Origin of the sequence: Paludibacter sp. 221, from assembly GCF_010501035.1 — a bacterium.
GTDB lineage: Bacteria > Bacteroidota > Bacteroidia > Bacteroidales > Paludibacteraceae > QVMH01.
The window spans coordinates 1-19277 of record NZ_QVMH01000061.1 but is presented as its reverse complement, the minus strand read 5'-3'; the positions used below and the strand labels follow the sequence as shown (position 1 = coordinate 19277).

Genomic DNA, 19277 nt, shown 5'->3' with positions numbered 1-19277 from the left:
CGAACAGAGAAGTTAAGCCTGACAGCGCCGATGGTACTGCAATTATGTGGGAGAGTAGGTCGCCGCCATTTTTAAATGAAAACTCCTTCAGATTTATCATATATCTGAAGGAGTTTTTTTGTGGTTAGGGGGAACGGAAAGGGGAGAAGGCTAAAGGAAAATCCTGGTTTTTAAATCCAAATTATGACTTCTATATATTTGTCAATTTCGATATTTTCCTTTTTCCGGATTTCCGTTTTGAGAGGAAGCAAATAAGTTTCAAGTTTGGTGTCGAACCAGATGGCGGTTTTCCACTGGCTGTTGCCGGTTTTTGCCGTAATTTTTAATCGCCCCCAACCTTCTTCCAGGAATTTAAGATTCTCTCTTATTTCTTTTGACATCTCTTTTGGGAGGCATACAATCCACCAACCTCCTGTTCCGCCTGTTGATGTATAGTGCCATACTTTTGCGGAAAACTCATATTTTACGCCTTTATTTTCCATATTTATTCTACTTTGCTGCTTTTTTACATATAGAGACAATGCACCTATTCTCTATTTTCTGTTTGTGTATATTTATCGGTCTGCTTCCGAGTATTGACTTTCAGCGCTGGGGCTTTTCAGGTCGTGAGTGGGTTTTCTTCCGACAGGTTCGGGCAGTTGGCCGTTTTCGTGGGTAAGGTCAAGTTTCCCGCTTAGTTTTTTATCATCATCGGTAATCAGGTCGAAAGTTATGCCTGAGGTGTCGTACGTAAATGTACCTTCTTTTATATATTTCTTTTTACTGGGAGCGTCTTCTTCCTGATAGTAAATCCACGAACCTATGTAGGTAACGTAATTGTCAACTTTAAATAATTGTCCGGGTAAAAAGTTTGAAACCTCAGGCTCATCGGCAGCATAGTATGTTCTGAAGCTCAATGTATTATCCGACGCAGGGATAAATATATCTTCGATATATAGTTGCTGTCCGGCGGCAATGATTTCGCCTTCTTCATTCAACATTCCTTCGGTAGTGAGCTGCATGGACATAACATTGTGAGGAATACCATATTCTTCGTAATAACACGCCCCGTAAAAGGTTAAGTTGATGTTGGTATATTCCGGATTGGTTTCGTACACGTAAGGGGGTTGAGGCTCGTTTTTGCACGAGCTTAACAGTAAGGCGAATACAAGAGCCGGAAGTATTGTACTATGTTTCATTTTGTAGGAATCTTGGATGATTAATAAACGTAAAAAGCGGGATGAAATTGCTTGTACTTTATTTTTCCGACAAATCTTTTTTGTTGCTTATATACCTCACCGGATAGTACGAGGCAACGAATCCCATAATAAGTACGGTGGCAAATACTAACAGCGTGTCCCACATATTTATTACCACCGGATAGGCTTCGGTAAGGTAGCTATTACCCATTTTCAGCAGTCCAAACTGTTGTTGTATCAGGCAGATAATAAGCCCAAGAATGATGCCGCCTACGGCTCCTACGATGGATATAAGCCAGCCTTCGAAAAGGAAGATGCGTTTTATCAACCGGTGGTTGGCTCCAAGATTGCGCAGGGTGTCGATATCCGCTTTTTTGTCGATAATAAGCATCGAGAGTGAGCCTATGATATTGAAGCTGGCTATAAGCAGGATGAAACTGAGAATGAAATAGGCCAGCCACTTTTCCATTTTCATTATTTTGTAGAAGCTCTCTTGCTGCTCGTAACGGTCTTTCACGCTATAGTCGTTGCCCAGCAAGCGTTGTATCTCTTTTTTTGCTTGTTCTTGGTTGATGCCCTCCGCCAGCTTCAATTCCACAGCCGAAACGGTATTGTTGTCGTACTCGAACAGTTCGCGCGCCTGATCGATGGATATGATTGTATAACTATCGTCGTATTGTAGCTGCTCCACCATAAAGATGCCCGAAACATAAGTTCCCACAGAGTTTAAACTCTTTTCGGGGCGAAGCACGTTTATTCTGGCTGTTCGTTTAGGGGCATGAATATAAACAGGGTCGATAAAATGGGCGCCAAGCCCTAACGAAATGGCAACTCCTATGCCGGGCACTATCCTGTAAAAACCGCCATCGTGAAGCATAAACTCGCCATCGTACATGATGCTGTCAATCAGTGTCAGTTGGTGGAATTTAGTTTCATCCACCCCTTTTATTGTAACAGGCATTTGTTTCTGCCGGAAAGTAAGGAGTGCATTTTCTTCGATGGTTTCGGAGAATACTGCTACATTGGGCGAATTTTGCAGGGCTTCGAATGCGGGCGAATCAATGCTGAATGTTTTCCCTTTTACGGCGGTTATCTTCAATTCGGGGTCGAAGGCCGAAAACATATCGCTTATGGTACGGTCGATGCCGTTGAAAACGGATAGTACACAAATCATTGCCATAGCGCCGATGGCTATTCCTCCGGATGATATGCCCGAAATAATGTTGACTACATTATGTGATTTTCGGGAAAACAGGTAACGTCGCGCTACATAAAAAGGAAATGAGAGGCGGCTAAGCATCGCACGTAATCCTTTTTTTGACTTTATTTCAGACGTATCCGGCATATTCTTCTTAGGGCTTTTTGCTTTTTTTACCGGTTACTTACTCATTATCATCTGTTTCTTCGTCCGTAACAGGCGAAGGAGGGTCGCTTTGCAACAGGCGGTCAATATTCTCAACATAGTCCAGCGAATCGTCGATATGGAATACAAGTTCGGGAATAAGCCTTACCTGATGGCGGATGCGAGTTCCCAAATCGTAACGGATTGCTTTTTTATCTTCGTTAATTTGGCTCAGTACCTCTGCCGCTCTCTCGGTGGGGAATATGCTTATATGTATGTGCGATATGCTCAAATCGGGGCTGATACGGGCGTTAGTAACAGTAATAAGTGTACCTGGTATCTGGCGGGCGTATGGGATAAAGATATCTCCTAATTCTTTTTGCAACAGGCGTGCTATTTTTTGTTGACGTGTAGTTTCCATTTTCTAAATAATTTCGATGTTTTTTTCAACAGTTTGTATCTAAATTCCTCACAAGGCAGGTTTAGGTAGCCCTTATGGAAAAAAGGATAACAAAGATACTCCATTTAATCGGAAAACCGGAAGTGTTTGGTGTGAAATTAGCTAAAAACGAGGGCTTGGCGTCTTTAAAGAGCCAAAATCTTTCTGTTTGACATAGCGTCCCGCCAATGCCGTCAATTTAAGCGGTAGGGCTTTTTTCCGTATAGCGGCTTGCAGTCCGCTTTACGGATAAGTTCAGTCAGTCCGCTTTTTACTACCTCATTTTTTATCACCTCACCCCCTACCCCCTCTCCTTGAGGAGAGGGGAAAAAGGTTAGCGTCATTCTACTAAGAGGTTAAAAGTTTCCTTAAATTAATGACGTTGGCGTCCTGCTACGCCAAACGGCAGGGTAATGAAAACAGAATCCCTCTGAAAATAGTCTCAAAGGGATTCGTTGTTTAATTTTTATTACTTGCAACTGCTTGTTGTTACTCGGCCGAGAATTTGTATACGCACCACTCATCGTATTTTTCGCCCGGGCGAAGTACTACGCTTGGAAAATGTGCGATGTTTGGCGAGTTAGGGAAACTTTGCGCTTCGAGGCAGATAGCATCCTGCTCGTCGTATGGCTTGCCATATTTTCCGGTGTTCTTTTCAATCCAGTTGCCCGAATAAATCTGTATGCCGGGTTGTGTGGTGAAAGCCTCCAGTTTTCTTCCGCTTTTTGGCTCGTACAGGGTAGCTGCCAGCGCCAGTTCTTTCGGAAAGTTTTTACGAATAGTCCAGTTATTATCCAGTCCGCGTCCAGGGGCAAAAGCCGCTTTATCGTTGCGTTCCGAAATAAGGGTCGACTTGCGGAAATCAAAGTCAGTTCCGTCAACAGGGCGTATTTCGCCTGTAGGAGCTGCGCTGTCGTCCAGCACCGTGTGGAAATCGCCTTCTATTTTCAGGTAATGGTCGTTTACCGTTCCTTCGCCTGCACCTTTCAGGTTGAAGTACGAGTGGTTGCATAGCCCAAGTATGGTTGGCTTATCGGTTTTAGCTTCGTAATGTATTTTTAGCGCGTTGTCGTCCGATAGTTCGTAAGTAACCGTCACATCCAGATTGCCCGGGTACGATTCTTCGCCATCTGCTGAAAGGTAGTGCAACGCCAGTTTGCTTCCGGTAGATTCTACTACGTCCCATACCTTTACGTTGAAGCCTTCGATACCCCCATGCAGGTGGTTAGGACCATTGTTTACAGCCAGTTGGTAAGTAGTGCCGTCGAGCGTGAATTTTCCGTTTTTTATACGGTTGGCAAAGCGTCCGCAGATAGCCCCGAAAAAAGGTTCTTTCGCCAGATACTCGTCTATTGTTTCGAAACCAAGTACCACATCGGCCAGTTTGCCGTTTTTGTCGGGTACGTTTACTGTAACGACTTTTCCTCCATAATTGGTAATGTCTACGGTCATTCCGTTTTTATTAGTCAATGTGTAGAGTGCTATCTTTTTGCCGTTCAGTTCTTTATCAAAGTTTTTTTTATCAATCATGGTATTTTTATTTACATAAAGAAGCGTAAAAAACATTACGCTTCTTTATAAAAAAGGATAATAAAATATTGTCTTATATCTTTTTAGCTCCGTCGCCTATTTCGGCAATGTAGAAATCTGCTTCAAGACCTGTTTTTTCTTTGTAAGCCTTGCCTACTTTTTCTTTGAAGGTGTCGATAGCTTCATTTTTTACCAATGATACCGTACATCCTCCAAAACCACCACCGGTCATACGCGAGCCGATAACGCCGTCAATTTTCCAGGCTTCTTCAGCCAGTGTGTCGAGGAATTTTCCTGTTACTTCGTAATCGTCGCGCAATGAGTCGTGCGAAGCGTTCATCAGTTTACCAAACGTTTCGATATCTCCAGCTTTCAGGTATTTCACAGCATCCACCGTGCGTTGTACTTCGCCTACTACGTGGCGGGCACGTTTCAGTGCTATAGGGTCGGTGATAGCCCCTTTTATTTCGTCAAACTCAGCTTGTGTAAGTTCGGCCAGATTGTTCAGATTTGGGCGAACTGTGCGAAGTTGTTCTACTGCCAGTTGACACTCGCGAACACGGTCGTTATATTCGTCACCCAGCTTGTGCGGGCTGTGGGTGTTTGAGATAACCACTTTTATTCCGTTCAGTTTTACAGGCACAAGTTCAAACTCCAATGTGTCGCAGTTGAGGAAAATAGCGTGGTCTTTCTTTCCTTGTGCCGAAGCAAACTGGTCCATGATTCCGCACATTACATATGCAAATTCGTGTTCTGCCTTTTGTCCTATTTTAGCCAGCTCGGTACGGTCGTAGCCAGTGCCCATTTGGTCGTTTAGCGCAAAAGCTGTTACCACCTCAAGCGCAGCCGACGAAGAAAGGCCTGCTCCCAGAGGCACGTTACCCCAGATTAGTATATCGTAGCCTTCTTTGAACTCAACGCCACGTTTGATAAATTGGGTGAACACTCCCATCAGGTAGTTGGCCCATGTGCCTTTTGCCAAGGGCTCGGTTATTTTGTCAAGCGAAACTTTAATTACTTCGGGCTCGTTTACCGAGCGGAAGTTTACTTCTTTGGTTCCGTTTTTACGAATGAGTAAGTATGTACCGAAACTTAATGCGCAGGGAAACACATATCCGCCGTTGTAGTCGGTATGTTCGCCAATAAGGTTAACCCGTCCCGGTGAAAAATAAATCGCGTCTTCTTTCTTTCCGTAAGCATCTACAAATGCTTTTTGTAATTCTTGTACTGTCATGGTAATGGTTTGTGTTTATTAATTTTTAGTTGATAATAATTTAATTATAGAGTTTATCGGTTAAGTCACAATTGGCTTTGTGAAGTAATCGAAGCTATTGACAAATTTATAAAAATATGCCGATAAAGCACGTGAATTTATTATTTAATGCTTATTTATTAACAATCTTAAATGAAAGAGAGAAAAAGGGCAAACTATCTATATCAAATAAAAATGTGCTCCGCGCTATAAAAGAAACTTCTTTATATTAGGAGCACAAATTTTAGTATTTTGTTTATTGCGATGGCGAATTTATTTTTTTCCACACATTACCATCCAAATTGTATTTTTGCGTAAATGTTTCTTCCGGGTTCGAGCTTTATTATACCGCGTGTGGTGGATAGGTGGTTGTAATAGGCGGTGTTTAGTATATTGTCGGCTCCGGCAAAAAGCTGCAAGTGGTACATTGGCGTTAGTTTTATCCGTTCGGAACGGATAGCGGCATTCAGTATTATATGCCCGTTGGTGGGGCTTTCGCCTGTGGCTACTTCCGATTGGCGTGCTGCCCAGTTGGCCGATACCGATGCGGTAAACCGGTTTTTGTAACGATAGTTTAGTTCTACCATCCCTTTCAGCGGTGGAATCATGGGCAGAGGTTCATCGTTATTCACATCGCGCGCACGGGTGTACGAGGCGTTTGCCATTGCCCAAAGGCTGTTGGTAAACCGGTAATTGGCTTCTATCTCGGCACCGATGAATAGGGCATTGTCTATGTTTACGTTTTTCAGCGTATCTCGTCCCACCCCGTTCACTCTTTTCTCGGTAATGAGGTCGAACAGGTAGTTGGCAAAAACATCCGTTTTCAGGTCGAACCGTTCGCCGCTATAGGTGTAGTTCAGGTTTGCAAACAATCCTTTTTCGGGCTTCAGATTGGGGTTGCCCATTTGTACGGTGGTGCTGTTGGCAAGGTCGATGAATTTAAACCTTTCTTCGAGCGATGCTGCACGGTAGGCGTTCGACAGCGACAGCGCGGTTTTATGGTTTCGTGCAAACCGATACATGAGGTCGATATGCGCAGCGTACGAAAACTCGTTCGAGTTGCCTGCTGCAAACATGAGCTTACGCTGTATATTTCCTATGTCGGTACGCTCTCCGTTTATCTTCGTGTATTGGAATACGGGGTCGAAAGCAGAATCGTTCCTCACTGCTATATCATCCAGGCGCAGTCCGGCATCCATTTTTAGTTTTCCGGGCAAAATATCCCAACTGTATTGCGCAAAAGCACCTATGTCAATCATCTTGGCATTTGGCACGGGCTGTTCGGCGGTGACAAGGTAATTGTCTTCGCTTCTTTCTTTTATCTTGTAGCGTTGAGTTTCGGCATTGCGTACCCATCCTTCCACGCCCACTGTCAAATTCCGGTAGGGAGTCATTAAGTCCGGATTTACTGTTATTTTTCCTCCGCTTGTTGTGTTTTTGCTCGATGGTAATACGTTCAGTTTCATGTCTTCGCGGTAGTTTTCTACATCGCGCGATATGTTTTGCGTATAGGCTTTTATTCTGAATTCTTTTAAGGCTGCCACAGGCTCGTAAAATATATATTCTCCACTCAGCAGGTTGCGTTTTACATTGCGGTAGCGCACTTTTGCACTTTCGTGAAAAGCACTTCCTCCGGGCATCCCCACGTCCCACGCCTGATAGTGCTGAAAGTTTACCAGCAGTTCTTGCGATTCGTCATAGGTCATCCCCCCTTGTACGCCAAAAGAGGCATCGTTGAATTGGCTGTTCTCCAATACGCCCTCAGGAGTTTGTGTGTTTTGTGCCATACGGTAGCTCCCATTGGCGGCTATATACCAGTTGTTGTCGGTAAGTTGTATTTTGGCATGGCTTGTCCATAGCTTGTTTACCGTATTGAAGCCTGTGCCTACCTTGCCGCTTGTCCGAAGGGAGGGAGTGTAAACGGGTTTCTCGGTGACGAAGTTAATCGCCCCGCCCATTGCTCCCGTACCATAAAGCACCGAAGCTGCCCCTTTTATCACTTCGATACGTTCGAGGCTGTTCAGGTCGATAGTAGAAAGTGCCGCTGCAATGTCTGTAGCGGTTTGGATACGTTCGCCGTCGGCCAGTATAAGGATGCGCTCTTTTGCCAGCCCGCGTACGTTGACCGATGTTGCCCAAATACCGTCGCGTGTAAGCGAAATACCTGCTTTTTGCTGCAAGGCATCAGCCGGTGTGAAAAATGATGGTGTTTGTAACGTGGTTTTCGATATATTCGCCGTAGGGAAGTACAGCATGTTCTTGTCGGCAGAGGGCTTGGGGCTGTATATGTTTATTTCTTCTATTTCTAAGGTAATGGTATCGTTTTGGTTAATGATATTCTGGGCTGTGAGGGAAATCCCAATCAGCGACAATACGGAAAGAAATATATATTTCATACTTTGGAATGAGTTTGTTATGAAGTGTTTACTAAAAAACAACACGCAAAGGTATAAAAAAAGCATGCTTTGTGATACACGCGAATGAACTTCTGTGCCTGTATTAACGTTAAAAATATATATAATAATCAGAATTTATCAGAAAGAAGTTGTTAAAGTATAATTTAAATCTGATTTTTGTATCGCTTTTTATTTTTCGTTGGATAAATTGTAAATTAAACTTAGCATGGAAAAAACCCATCATTCGGGGTTCAATACATTTGGTTTGTTTAATGAAAGCTATCCTCCTATTATGGACGGTGTTGCACTTGCGGTAAGCAATTATGCATATTGGCTTCATGAAAAAAATTACCCTGTTTGTGTAGTAGCGCCTAACGCTCCCGACTATGAGGATGATGAAGTATATCCGGTTTTCCGTTATACTTCGGTTCCGGTACCCACCCGAAAGCCTTACCGGCTGGGATTGCCTGATATTGACTTTTCGTTTCAGAAAAAATTTGAAGAGATAAAGTTTGAACTGGTGCATGCTCATAGCCCTTTCTCGGCAGGGAAATTGGCGGTACGTGTGGCAAAGGAACAAAAAGTGCCTTTGATAGCTACATTCCACTCCAAATACAGGGACGATTTTGAAAGGGCTCTACACAGCCGCCACGTTGTGGACCTGATGGTAAAGGAGATTGTATCGTTTTACGAAAAAGCCGACGAGGTTTGGGTGCCGCAAAAAGCGGTGGAAGAAACCTTGCGCGAGTATGGGTACAAGGGTAAGATTGAAGTGGTGGATAATGGTAACGACTTTGCTACAGACGAGGATTTGGCTCCTGTAAAACAGCGTGCCCGCGAGGCGTTGGGGGTTAAGGGCGATGAGTTTGTATTCCTTTTCGTAGGGCAGCATATATGGGAGAAAAACACGCGTATGATTGTTGAGGCGTTGGCCTTGATGAAAGACGAACCTTTCAGAATGTTTTTTGTAGGTACCGGCTATGCGGCCGACGAACTGAAAACTCTGGTGAAAGAGGCCGGACTTAGCTCTAAAGTGACTTTTACCGGGATAGTGACCGACCGCGAAAGGATAAAACTTTATTATGCAGCCTCAGATTTGTTTCTTTTTCCGTCGCTTTACGATAATGCTCCCTTGGTGGTGCGCGAAGCCGGAGCGTTGGGCACCCCGTCGGTAATGGTAGCGGGGTCGACCGCTGCTGAGATACTGACCGACAATTTGAATGGTTTTTTGATTGAAAACTCGGCTAAATCGCTGGCGGAAAAGTTGCGCGGGCTAATAAAAAATCCCGATTTGGTGAAAGAGGTAGGGATAAATGCTTCGAAAACAATAGCCAATTCGTGGAAAAGCATAGTGGAAGAGGAGGTACTCGACCGCTATTTAAGTATAATTCGTAGAAAAAAGACATAATGCCGCAGACGTTGGAATCAAAACCGAAGCAATTTTCGTTCAAAATGTATCAGATACTTATTCCGGTTGTTTTGGGTACCGGAGTGATTGTCTGGCTGTTTTTAAGAGAGTTTGACCTTGCTTCATTCAAAGAGATACAGTTTAGCGGGCGAAGCGTATTTTTCATTTTCGTGGCATGTTTGCTGATGATGAGCCGCGACTTTTTCATGATGACACGCTTCAGGCTGATGACTAATAACGAGCTTTCGTGGAAACAGGCTTTTAATATAAACATTCTGCGCGAGTTTGCCTTTGCCATCATGCCGGCAGCAATAGGGGCAGGGCCTACCGTATTGATACTCCTCAACAGGGAGGGGATAAATGCGGGTAGGAGCACCACCATCTCGATGATGAATTTGTTTTTCGACAACCTGTTTTACGTACTCGTCTGCCCTATCATATTCCTTTTCATTCCGCTTGGCGAGTTATTCAATAGCACCAATGCCGTAGCATCAACCATCGAAGTTGTTTTCTGGACGGTTTATCCCCTGCTTTGCTTATGGACGCTTGTGCTGTTTCTGGGTATGTTTGTGCGCCCCGATATAGTGGCACGGCTGCTAAGGTATGTTTTCAGATTAAAATTCCTGAAGCGTTGGCAAGGTGCTATTTTTGAGTTTACCGACAATATGATAGATGCCTCGAAAGAGATAAAGCAACGCCCGGCGTTTTTTTGGGCGAAAGTTTTTGCCGTAACAGCGTTGTGCTGGTCGTCGCGCTTTCTGGTGGCAAATGCGCTGTTCACAGCCTTCACGCACGTGGGCGACCAACTGGTTATTTTCGGACGCCAGATTATTATATGGTTGGCAATGGGGGTAAGCCCCACGCCGGGCGGTAGCGGGCTGAGCGAACTGGCTTTCAAAGGGATTTATAACGACCTGATGCTGAGTGGCAGCGCAGTACTTGTTATTACAGCTATCTGGAGGATAATAAGCTATTACGTGTATTTGTTTGCCGGTATGGTTGTTTTTCCGCGATGGGCGCGAACCCGTTTCCAAAAGAAAGAAAAAACGGCGGTGGCCGAAGCTGAGGCCTGATGTGTAGATTTTAGGAACAAAATAGATGAAAATGGAGCAACAAAGGATGTGGAAATAACGAATTGTACGCATTTTATCATCGCTTTTACTTTTATTTTCGTTGCTCTCTTTTGTTCTATTATTCTATATTTATCCCCTTGTTCTATCCCTTTCAATTTTGTTCAAGCTATTTTAGCAAGCCATTTTTATTTGATTATAAATACATTGCGTTAGGATAATAGTGAAATTATTTTACTTTTGGATAAAATTTTTTGTACATATTTTGTCAATTCAAAAAACTGTCTTATATTTGCACCCGCAATTAGGAAAGCCTATTGTAGCAAAATAAAAATGCTGGCCCATTCGTCTATCGGTTAGGACGCAAGATTTTCATTCTTGAAAGAGGGGTTCGACTCCCCTATGGGCTACAAAAAACGAAAAAAAAGAAATTTAATTATAGTTTGAGATGGCAAACCATAAATCATCAATTAAAAGAATTCGCCAAACTGAAAAAAGGAAATTGCACAATCGCTATTATGCAAAGACTGCTCGTAATGCAGTTCGCAAATTGCGTGCAACTACCGAGAAAGAAGTAGCGACAGAAATGTTACCAAAAGTTAGCTCAATGTTGGATAAATTGGCAAAACGCAATGTAATCCACAAAAACAAAGCTGCTAACTTAAAATCAAAGTTGACAGTATACGTTAACAAACTGGCATAAGTAAGAAATTATTGTATTTATATACTATGAAGGGTATGTTTAATTTATTAGCATACCCTTTTTTGTATATTTATTAATGTAAGTTTCGATATAAAATATTCACAAATTGTTTTTTCTATGTTAAAAATGAAACTAAATTTAAAGAATATAATTGCGGTAGCAATTTTACTCTCAGCAACAACTATGTTTTGGGCTTGTGACCCAGAAGGTGAAAAACAAGGAATCCCCTCTCCTCCTACACAAATACTTAACGGATTGTATATGTTCGGAGATAAGGGTGAAAACGAAATTCCAATTAGTTTTGATTTGGTTCGTTGGGAAAAAGATGATACGGGAAAATATACCAAATACTTTAGTTATGAAGATATAAATTATTCGGATGATAATATAATGCTGGCAGGGGTAAAAGATTATGGTAGTACTTTACATTATGATACAATTATAATATTACTTGATGATAACGGATACATTAAACAGAAGCAAACTAACAGGAGAGAGACATATAGTGATAATACTCCTTATGGAAAACCTTACGTAGTTGATTTTTTAAAATATTATTATGACAAAGATGGATTTCTCGTAAGAGTGACAAATACGTTTCCTGAAGAAGGGGAAAAAGATTTGGTATTGCTAACCGTAGAAAACAGCAATGTAACCCAGGTAAAAGAATTGCTTTATCCGATAACGGGTCGTGAAGCCTATCAGACAATAACTTATGACTATACATATGATGATAAAGATTTTATACCTATGAGCGATTGGGCACCATGTACTCCACTACAGGTTGTGGCATTGACATACTTGACACCATTTTATGATAATTTGTTAGGACAAAAAAGTAAAAATAATATAGTTGATGTTGATATCCAATATGAAAAACCTGAATATCAGGCTCACTTTAATAAAATAACCTATGCACCGGAATACGATGAAGAAGATAGGTTGGTAGCAATTAAACATACAGGTCGGGTTACTAAAAGTCAAGGAGGAGGTGGTAATTCCATAGATTTTGACAATGTAAAAACTACATTTCTGTATAAAAAGATATACCCGTCTGATTTCTAATTACTCCTCTTTCACTCGTCAGCAAACTGGCATAAGAGTTTTCTTACCTTATAAATCAAGTAGGCTCCTAAGTTTTTTAGGAGCCTATTTTTCTATGCGTAATAGCGGCGTTCGTTAAATATTTGTGCTTAAAAAATTAAGCCCTTACTTTTGCCCTCACATTCTTTGAGTAAAAATGAGGAATGATTTAGTTAGCTACGAGTTATTAGCTACAAGCTATAAGTTTTGTCCTTTATCTTTTATTCTTTTATCTTTTTTAGTACAATATGACTTTCTCTCAGCAAATAACGCCTCAAAAAAATGCCTTTGCAAACGTTAAAATGTTTGCCGTTATCTCTATTTTATTAGAGAGAGAGAGAGAGAGAGAGAGAGAGAGAGAGAGACTTTAGTTGATTTACGATTTTTTGATTTACCATTTACTATTTCCGTAAATTGGTATTATTCCTTACCATTCCTTTTATTTTCCACATTATTAATACATATCATTTGTTCTTTCGGATTTAAAATCCGAAAGCGGATAATTGCGGATTTTAAATCCGCAATTAATAACTCAGTGGATTTAAAATCCACTGAGACGATAACTACAGTTTATTCTTTATCTATTATAGGGCGAAAGATTTTTCGCCCCTACCGTAGCTTGTTTTCCCTTGTTTTCTATTCATGTATAATGAATGTTGGTTGTGTGTTTCACAGAGCCGCACAGAGTCGTTCACGGAGTTTTGCAGAGTGTTATTCACTTCTGCGAAGCTCCGTGTTTTTCTTTGTGTGGTTTTGTGGGATTGCCCCACCAACCTTCCGGCCTCTCCCGCCTTTCAGGCACCCTCTCCAAACGGAGAGGGAAAAAGGAAAAGAGTTTTTGGGAGGCTCATATATTGCTGGTGCGGATATTTGTCTGTGCATCATCCGTATAGCGGCTTTCAGTCCGCTTTACGGATAAAAGAAATAGAAAACGTAGGCTCGCGCGGATGTAGCGTACCTACGGCACGCTTGTAATGAGGTGGCTTGTACTGTTACCAAACTTTAATCCCTACGGGATATTTTAAAAATATGAATGATAGATAACAAATGTAGGGGCGAAAAATCTTTCGCCCGATAAGAAGAAAACAAAAGAATATTACCCGTAAAGCGGGTTCGAATAGATTAGAGAATCAAGAGCCAAGAGCCAAGAATCAAGACAAAAGAAATAAGAACGAGGAAAAAGGTGAACATAATTTACCCGTAAAGCGGACTCGAAGCCGCTATACGGGACGGGAATAAGACCAAATACTTGTAACTCGTAACTATTAACTTGTAACTAAATAATAACTAATAATTAACCATTAATAATTAATGTCCCCCAAATGGCGCAAGTTTAGCGTAGTGTAACTTGTGCCGAAAACAAATGCAGTNTGGCGCAAGTTTAGCGTAGTGTAACTTGTGCCGAAAACAAATGCGGTTTAAAACTGCAAAAAAACATAGTCACAAGTCACAGACTTGCGCCAAATATGGGGTTAAATGGGGATTACGTTTGAAACGTAAAACAATTGCCCTCTCGTTGCAAACGAGAGGTAGAGAATAAAGCTAACATAATTTACCCGTAAAGCGGACTCGAAGCCGCTATACGGGATGGGAATAAAACCAAATACTTGTAACTCGTAACTATTAACTTGTAACTAAATAATAATTAAACATTAATAACTAACAATTAATAATTATCATCATGAACAGAAAGCAATCATTCAGACAGGCTTTAGTTTTAGTCTGTGTTTTTCATTTTTCGTTTTTCATTTTTAGTGCAACTGCACAGGTTACTATTGGTGGCGAAAGTGCTCCTGCAAAAGGTGCTACGCTTGATTTAAGCCCTTCGAGTGGTTATATCGGTGGCTTAAAACTGCCTAATGTGTATTTGGATAATAACCTTACTTCTATACCCACTTCGTTTACCGAAAGCTCAGATGCAGTGAAGTCTGAACTGACAGGTACGGTGGTGTATAATACTAATAATACTATAGGAACGGGGGCTTTTATCTGGAATGGCTCGAAGTGGGAACGCATTGGATATGCTCAAAAAAAGCTCACTACTTCGGACGTGAGCAGTATAAACTTTATAACTGATGCCAACATTGTTAATGTCCCCGTTGGCTGGGATACCAAAACAGTGGCCACATTCAGCATACCCCAGTCAGGATTTTATGCTGCTACTTTGTCTTTTTCGGTTAGAGTAGATAAAACAGTAGAGACAACTGCAGTTTCTCCTTATTCTTATGCTTTCCATATGTCATTGCAACGCGATAATGTTACGTATCTGAACATTCAACAATATGCATATGGTAATGTTAATGGTATTGCTGTATTTGGTACGCAAACTTGTTATTTTGAAGCAGGCGAATACACTGTCTGTTATCGTGGTTCCAATGCACTCCAAATTTATTCAGGTACATGTACCTTAATGAAATTGGATTAAAGAATTAGAAACTGTTTTGAATTTTACGAGTGAGTCATTCAGGGCTTATTTTTATTTCTTTCATGTTCTTTTCGGCCTTTTAGTGTCTTTGAATTTTCATTTTTCTTTAATAGCCTGCTATTAGGCTAAAAATAAAAATCCAAACCCTTCTAAGAATGACTAAAAAAGAACTTATGAAAAAATTCAAAACAGTTTCTTAATTTATATGAATATCCGTTTTAGTGCCTAATTTTCTTCTTTACTCAACCGACCTTATCCGGTGAGCCGAAAAAATAGAAGCCCCTCCAATACATGCTTATTTTATCTATAAAGATTAAATATTTTCAAAAAGAAACTGCCAATTTTTCATTTTCTGAAAAAAGCACTACATTTGTTTGATTATTTATATTCGAGTTATATTCGAGCAAAAAACATAATACAATACAATAATGAAATTCATAGCATCAAGTACCGCTTTATCGAGCCATCTGCAAGCAATAAGCCGTGTTATCAATAGTAAAAACTCGCTTCCGATACTGGACAATTTCCTGTTCGAACTGAATGGAAATACGTTGACAATGACCGCTTCCGATATTGAAACCACTCTGGTTACGTCGATGGAAGTGGAAAGCGCAGAAGGCAGCGGAAAAGTTGCCGTAACTTCAAAATTGTTGTTAGATACTTTGCGTGAGTTTTCGGAGCAACCGCTTTCGTTTGATATTAACGACTCGAACCTTGCGCTGGTAATCACCTCGTCGAACGGGTCGTACAACTTTATCGGGCAAAACGGCGACGAGTATCCCCGCCTGCCCGAAATGCAAGGCGATGCACGCAGCCTGAATATCCCGGTCGAAACACTGTCTACGGGTATTGTAAAAGCATTATTTGCTACTGCCGACGATGAGCTTCGTCCGGTGATGAACGGTGTCTTTTTCGATATCGACGCCGAAGGGCTTACACTGGTTGCTACCGATGCGCACAAACTTGTGCGTTATAAAACAAAATACGCATCGGCATCGGTACAGGGCGACGAGCGCGAATCGTTCATCCTGCCGAAGAAACCGGCTACGATGCTTAAAAATATCCTCCCGAAAGAATCGGGCGATGTGGCCATCGAGTTCGACAACAAAAACGCACGTTTCAAGCTCGAAAACTACACGATGGTATGCCGTCAGGTCGAAGGGCGTTTTCCTAACTACAACGGCGTTATCCCTAAAGAAAATCCCTACAAGGTGATAGTAGACAGGGTGAGTATAATGAACGCATTGAAGCGTGTATCGGTTTTTGCAAATCAGGGAAGCAACCTTGTCAAGCTGGCTTTCTCTGCCAACCAGATACATGTGTCGGCTCAGGACATCGACTTCTCGATATCGGCCGAAGAAACCATCAACTGCCAGTACGAAGGCGATAAAATCAACATTGGATTCAAATCCTCGTTCCTTATCGAGATACTGAACAATATTGATTCGGCGGATGTTATTTTCGAGTTGGCCGACCCATCGCGCGCAGGCTTGATACTTCCTTTCGAGAACGAAGAGAACGAAGAAGTATTGATGCTGCTTATGCCAATGTTGCTGAGTGAATAACAAGCCCCTCCAAACCTCCCCCAAGAGGAGGCTTATAATAGGCAAAAAAACTAAAAAAACACTAATTTACAAAGCAAAGTCTCTGGCTATATAAGCAAAGCCTCCCCTTGGGGGAGGTTTGGAGAGGCAATTATTATGAAACAATTTTTGAAGTACACCTTAGCCACGATTGTCGGTATCCTTATCGCTTCAATCATAACAATGTTTATATTTTTCGGGATGCTCGGCTCGCTGCTAAGCCCGAAGGAAGCTGTAACCACACTAAAGCCTAATTCGGTATATCAGCTCGATTTGAGTGGCTCGTTGGTGGAACGAACCGAAGATAATCCATTCGAGTTTCTTACAGGGAGGTATGCCGAAACCAATATAGGGCTCGACGAGATACTTGCCAATATCCGTAAAGCAAAAGACAATCCTAATATTGCCGGAATACAATTAAATTGCGGCGCGCTATCGGCCGGATATGCGTCGGTAACAGAAATACGCGATGCGTTGGCCGATTTCAAAGAGTCGGGAAAATTCATCGTGGCGTATGCCGACAGCTATACGCAAAAGATGTATTATCTGGCATCGGTTGCCGATCAGGTTTTGCTAAACCCCATCGGTTCGGTCGAGTTCCAAGGTATATCGTCTACCACCATGTTTTACAAAAACATGCTTGATAAACTGGGTATCGAAATGCAGATAGTAAAAGTAGGCGAGTTCAAATCGGCTGTTGAGCCTTACATCAACACCAAAATGAGCGATGCCAACCGCCAACAGGTAACTGTATATGTAAACTCCATCTGGCAAAACCTGCTTAACGAGGTTTCGGAAGCACGGGGTATTGCCGTTAACCGGCTAAGCGCGTATGCCGACGAGGCGTTGAGCTTCCGCGAAGCACAAAAAACGTTGGATTACGGGTTTGTCGACCAGCTTGTGTATCAGAGCGAGGTAGAGGAGATTGTAAAAACGTATATGGGAGAAACGGGTAAGAGCAAGCCTGTTTTTGTGAAACACTCGGCAATGAAAAACGTGCCCGAAGATAAAAAATACAACAAAACCAAACTTGCCGTGATATATGCCGTAGGCGGCATCGACATGAGCGAAACAGACGGTATTGTGTCAAAAAAACTGGTAAAAACGATTAATAAGGTTGCCGACGACGATGCGGTGAAAGCTGTGGTGTTCCGCATCAACTCAGGTGGCGGAAGCGCATATGGCTCGGAGCAAATATGGTACGCCCTTACCCGGCTGAAAGCGAAAAAACCGCTGATTGTTTCGATGGGCGACTATGCGGCATCGGGCGGTTATTACATTGCCTGTATGGGCGACCAGATAATAGCGCAACCCAATACGCTTACAGGCTCGATAGGGGTTTTCGGACAGATACCCAACATCGGCAAGTTGAGCGAAAAAATAGGGCTGAACTACGATGTGGTGAAAACCAATAAAATGAGCGAAGGAATTACCATTCACCGTGCGTTCACACCCGAGGAAAGAGGCATCATGCAAAACTATGTAAACCAAACTTATGAGCTTTTCGTGCAGCGTTGTGCCGATGGCCGCGATATGACTACCGCGCAGATTAAAGCAATAGCCGAAGGGCGTGTGTGGACAGGCGAAAACGCGCTGGAAATAGGCTTGGTAGATAAACTGGGCAACCTGAACGACGCTATCGCATTGGCTGCCCAAGCAGCAAATATCGACTCGTACGCTGTTGCCGAATATCCTGCAAAAGAAGATTTCATGTCGCAACTGCTGAAAGGTATGTCGGACGATGTGGAAACACGCTTCCTGAAATCGAAGTTGGGCGACCGCTATAATGCTTTCAGAGAAATAAGCAACATGGAAAACATGAACGGTATTTTTGCCCTCATGCCTTTCGGTGTGGAAGTAAGATAAGATACAAGCCCCTCCAAACCTCCCCCAAGGGGAGGCTTATGAAGCTACATAAATGGGGCTTCTGAAATATTAATTTTAATGATAATTCCTGAAAGCCTCCCCTTGGGGGAGGTTTGGAGGGGCGAACGTGTGCTTGGTAACCACGTTAAAAAAACAAGAAAATGAAAAAACAAGTTTCCGTAGCCTTTATGGTATGCGGGTTGTTGTTCGCAACCTGCCTTATTGTAGCAAACATCGTTGAGCAAAAACTCATTGCTATTGGTCCTGTCCAAGCCACTGCCGGCTTGCTTATTTTTCCGGTTTCGTACATTGTAAACGACCTTATTGCCGAGGTATGGGGATACCGAAAGGTGCGCCTCATAATATGGTACGGGTTTCTGATGAATTTTTTGGCCGTTGGGATTTTCCAACTGAGCATACTTGTGCCCGGGTCTGAAAACTTTCACCATCAGGATGCTTTCAGTTTGGTGCTGGGCAATACGCTCCGCATCACTATTGCCAGTTTCATTGCATTTCTGTTCGGCTCGTTCCTCAATGCCTACGTTATGAGCCGGATGAAGATTTTGCAACACGGGCGAGGCTTCTCGCTTCGCGCCATTGTGTCCACCATTGTAGGCGAAGGGGTGGATTCGCTTATCTTTTTCTTTATCGCTTTTTTCGGTATCCTGTCAGTTCGCGATTTGTTCATCCTGATACTCACCCAGACTGCCATGAAAACCGCTTACGAGATTTTGGCTCTGCCTGTTACAAATATCCTTGTAAAGTGGGTAAAGAAAAAAGAGCAAACCGATGTGTACGACAACGATATATCATACAATCCGCTCAAGATAAAGGATGTATAGGTAATTATTGTTTAGTTACAAGTTAATAGTTACGAGTTACACACGGTGACATTAATTATTAGTTATTAATGTTTAATTATTATTCTTTTTAAACACGGAGACACTAAGACACGGGGATATTAATTATTAGTTATTAATGTTTAATTATTATTTCCGTATA

The 19277-nt window shown here is 42.2% G+C and carries 16 protein-coding genes and 1 tRNA gene; 9 read left to right on the top strand and 8 right to left on the bottom strand.

Features of this window, described 5'->3' with window-relative positions; genetic code table 11:
* Nucleotides 1–170: 170 nt before the first annotated feature.
* From D0T49_RS11775 to D0T49_RS11740, 8 genes are all read right to left on the bottom strand, one after another.
* Entirely contained in the window at nt 171–482 is a 312-nt protein-coding gene (locus D0T49_RS11775; protein ID WP_163631744.1) for a DUF1905 domain-containing protein, read from the bottom strand.
* A 72-nt stretch (nt 483–554) separates the two neighbouring features.
* On the bottom strand, nt 555–1178 hold the full coding sequence (locus D0T49_RS11770) for a hypothetical protein (RefSeq protein WP_163631741.1): 624 nt from the start codon (nt 1176–1178) through the stop codon (nt 555–557).
* A 58-nt stretch (nt 1179–1236) separates the two neighbouring features.
* Entirely contained in the window at nt 1237–2523 is a 1287-nt protein-coding gene (locus D0T49_RS11765) for an FtsX-like permease family protein (protein WP_239057070.1), read from the bottom strand.
* Between the two features lie 37 nt (nt 2524–2560).
* The gene (locus D0T49_RS11760; RefSeq protein ID WP_163631738.1) at nt 2561–2941 is read right to left on the bottom strand and encodes a ribosome-binding factor A; all 381 of its coding nucleotides are present in this window, start codon (nt 2939–2941) and stop codon (nt 2561–2563) included.
* Between the two features lie 212 nt (nt 2942–3153).
* Nucleotides 3154–3303, bottom strand: coding sequence for a hypothetical protein (locus D0T49_RS11755; protein ID WP_163631735.1), 150 nt, complete (start codon nt 3301–3303; stop codon nt 3154–3156).
* Nucleotides 3304–3448: 145 nt separating this feature from the next.
* Nucleotides 3449–4489, bottom strand: coding sequence for an aldose epimerase family protein (locus tag D0T49_RS11750; RefSeq protein ID WP_239057069.1), 1041 nt, complete (start codon nt 4487–4489; stop codon nt 3449–3451).
* Between the two features lie 73 nt (nt 4490–4562).
* Entirely contained in the window at nt 4563–5723 is a 1161-nt protein-coding gene (locus tag D0T49_RS11745; protein ID WP_163631729.1) for a galactokinase, read from the bottom strand.
* A 308-nt stretch (nt 5724–6031) separates the two neighbouring features.
* Nucleotides 6032–8137: a TonB-dependent receptor gene (locus tag D0T49_RS11740; protein ID WP_163631726.1), complete on the bottom strand. Its 2106-nt coding sequence runs from the start codon at nt 8135–8137 to the stop codon at nt 6032–6034.
* A 226-nt stretch (nt 8138–8363) separates the two neighbouring features.
* Here D0T49_RS11740 and D0T49_RS11735 point away from each other — a divergent pair, with 226 nt between their 5' ends.
* The 9 genes from D0T49_RS11735 to D0T49_RS11695 all read left to right on the top strand — a co-directional run bounded on the left by D0T49_RS11735 (nt 8364) and on the right by D0T49_RS11695 (nt 19117).
* A complete protein-coding gene (locus D0T49_RS11735) occupies nt 8364–9545 on the top strand; it encodes a glycosyltransferase (RefSeq protein WP_239057068.1) in 1182 nt (393 codons plus the stop codon).
* On the top strand, nt 9545–10618 hold the full coding sequence (locus D0T49_RS11730) for a lysylphosphatidylglycerol synthase transmembrane domain-containing protein (RefSeq protein WP_163631723.1): 1074 nt from the start codon (nt 9545–9547) through the stop codon (nt 10616–10618). The genes D0T49_RS11735 and D0T49_RS11730 overlap by 1 nt, the downstream gene beginning before the upstream one ends.
* Before the next feature lie 335 nt (nt 10619–10953).
* A tRNA-Glu gene (locus D0T49_RS11725) sits at nt 10954–11025 on the top strand.
* 38 nt (nt 11026–11063) lie between these two features.
* Nucleotides 11064–11318, top strand: a complete 255-nt coding sequence (gene rpsT, locus D0T49_RS11720; RefSeq protein ID WP_163631720.1) for a 30S ribosomal protein S20 — start codon at nt 11064–11066, stop codon at nt 11316–11318.
* Between the two features lie 126 nt (nt 11319–11444).
* A complete protein-coding gene (locus D0T49_RS11715; RefSeq protein WP_163631717.1) occupies nt 11445–12383 on the top strand; it encodes a hypothetical protein in 939 nt (312 codons plus the stop codon).
* A 1699-nt stretch (nt 12384–14082) separates the two neighbouring features.
* Nucleotides 14083–14826, top strand: a complete 744-nt coding sequence (locus tag D0T49_RS11710) for a hypothetical protein (RefSeq protein WP_163631714.1) — start codon at nt 14083–14085, stop codon at nt 14824–14826.
* A 428-nt stretch (nt 14827–15254) separates the two neighbouring features.
* A complete protein-coding gene (dnaN, locus tag D0T49_RS11705) occupies nt 15255–16391 on the top strand; it encodes a DNA polymerase III subunit beta (protein WP_163631711.1) in 1137 nt (378 codons plus the stop codon).
* 135 nt (nt 16392–16526) lie between these two features.
* Complete coding sequence (gene sppA / locus D0T49_RS11700) at nt 16527–18275, top strand: signal peptide peptidase SppA (protein WP_163631708.1); 1749 nt, start codon at nt 16527–16529, stop codon at nt 18273–18275.
* Between the two features lie 161 nt (nt 18276–18436).
* Entirely contained in the window at nt 18437–19117 is a 681-nt protein-coding gene (locus D0T49_RS11695; protein WP_163631705.1) for a queuosine precursor transporter, read from the top strand.
* Nucleotides 19118–19277 lie beyond the last annotated feature (160 nt).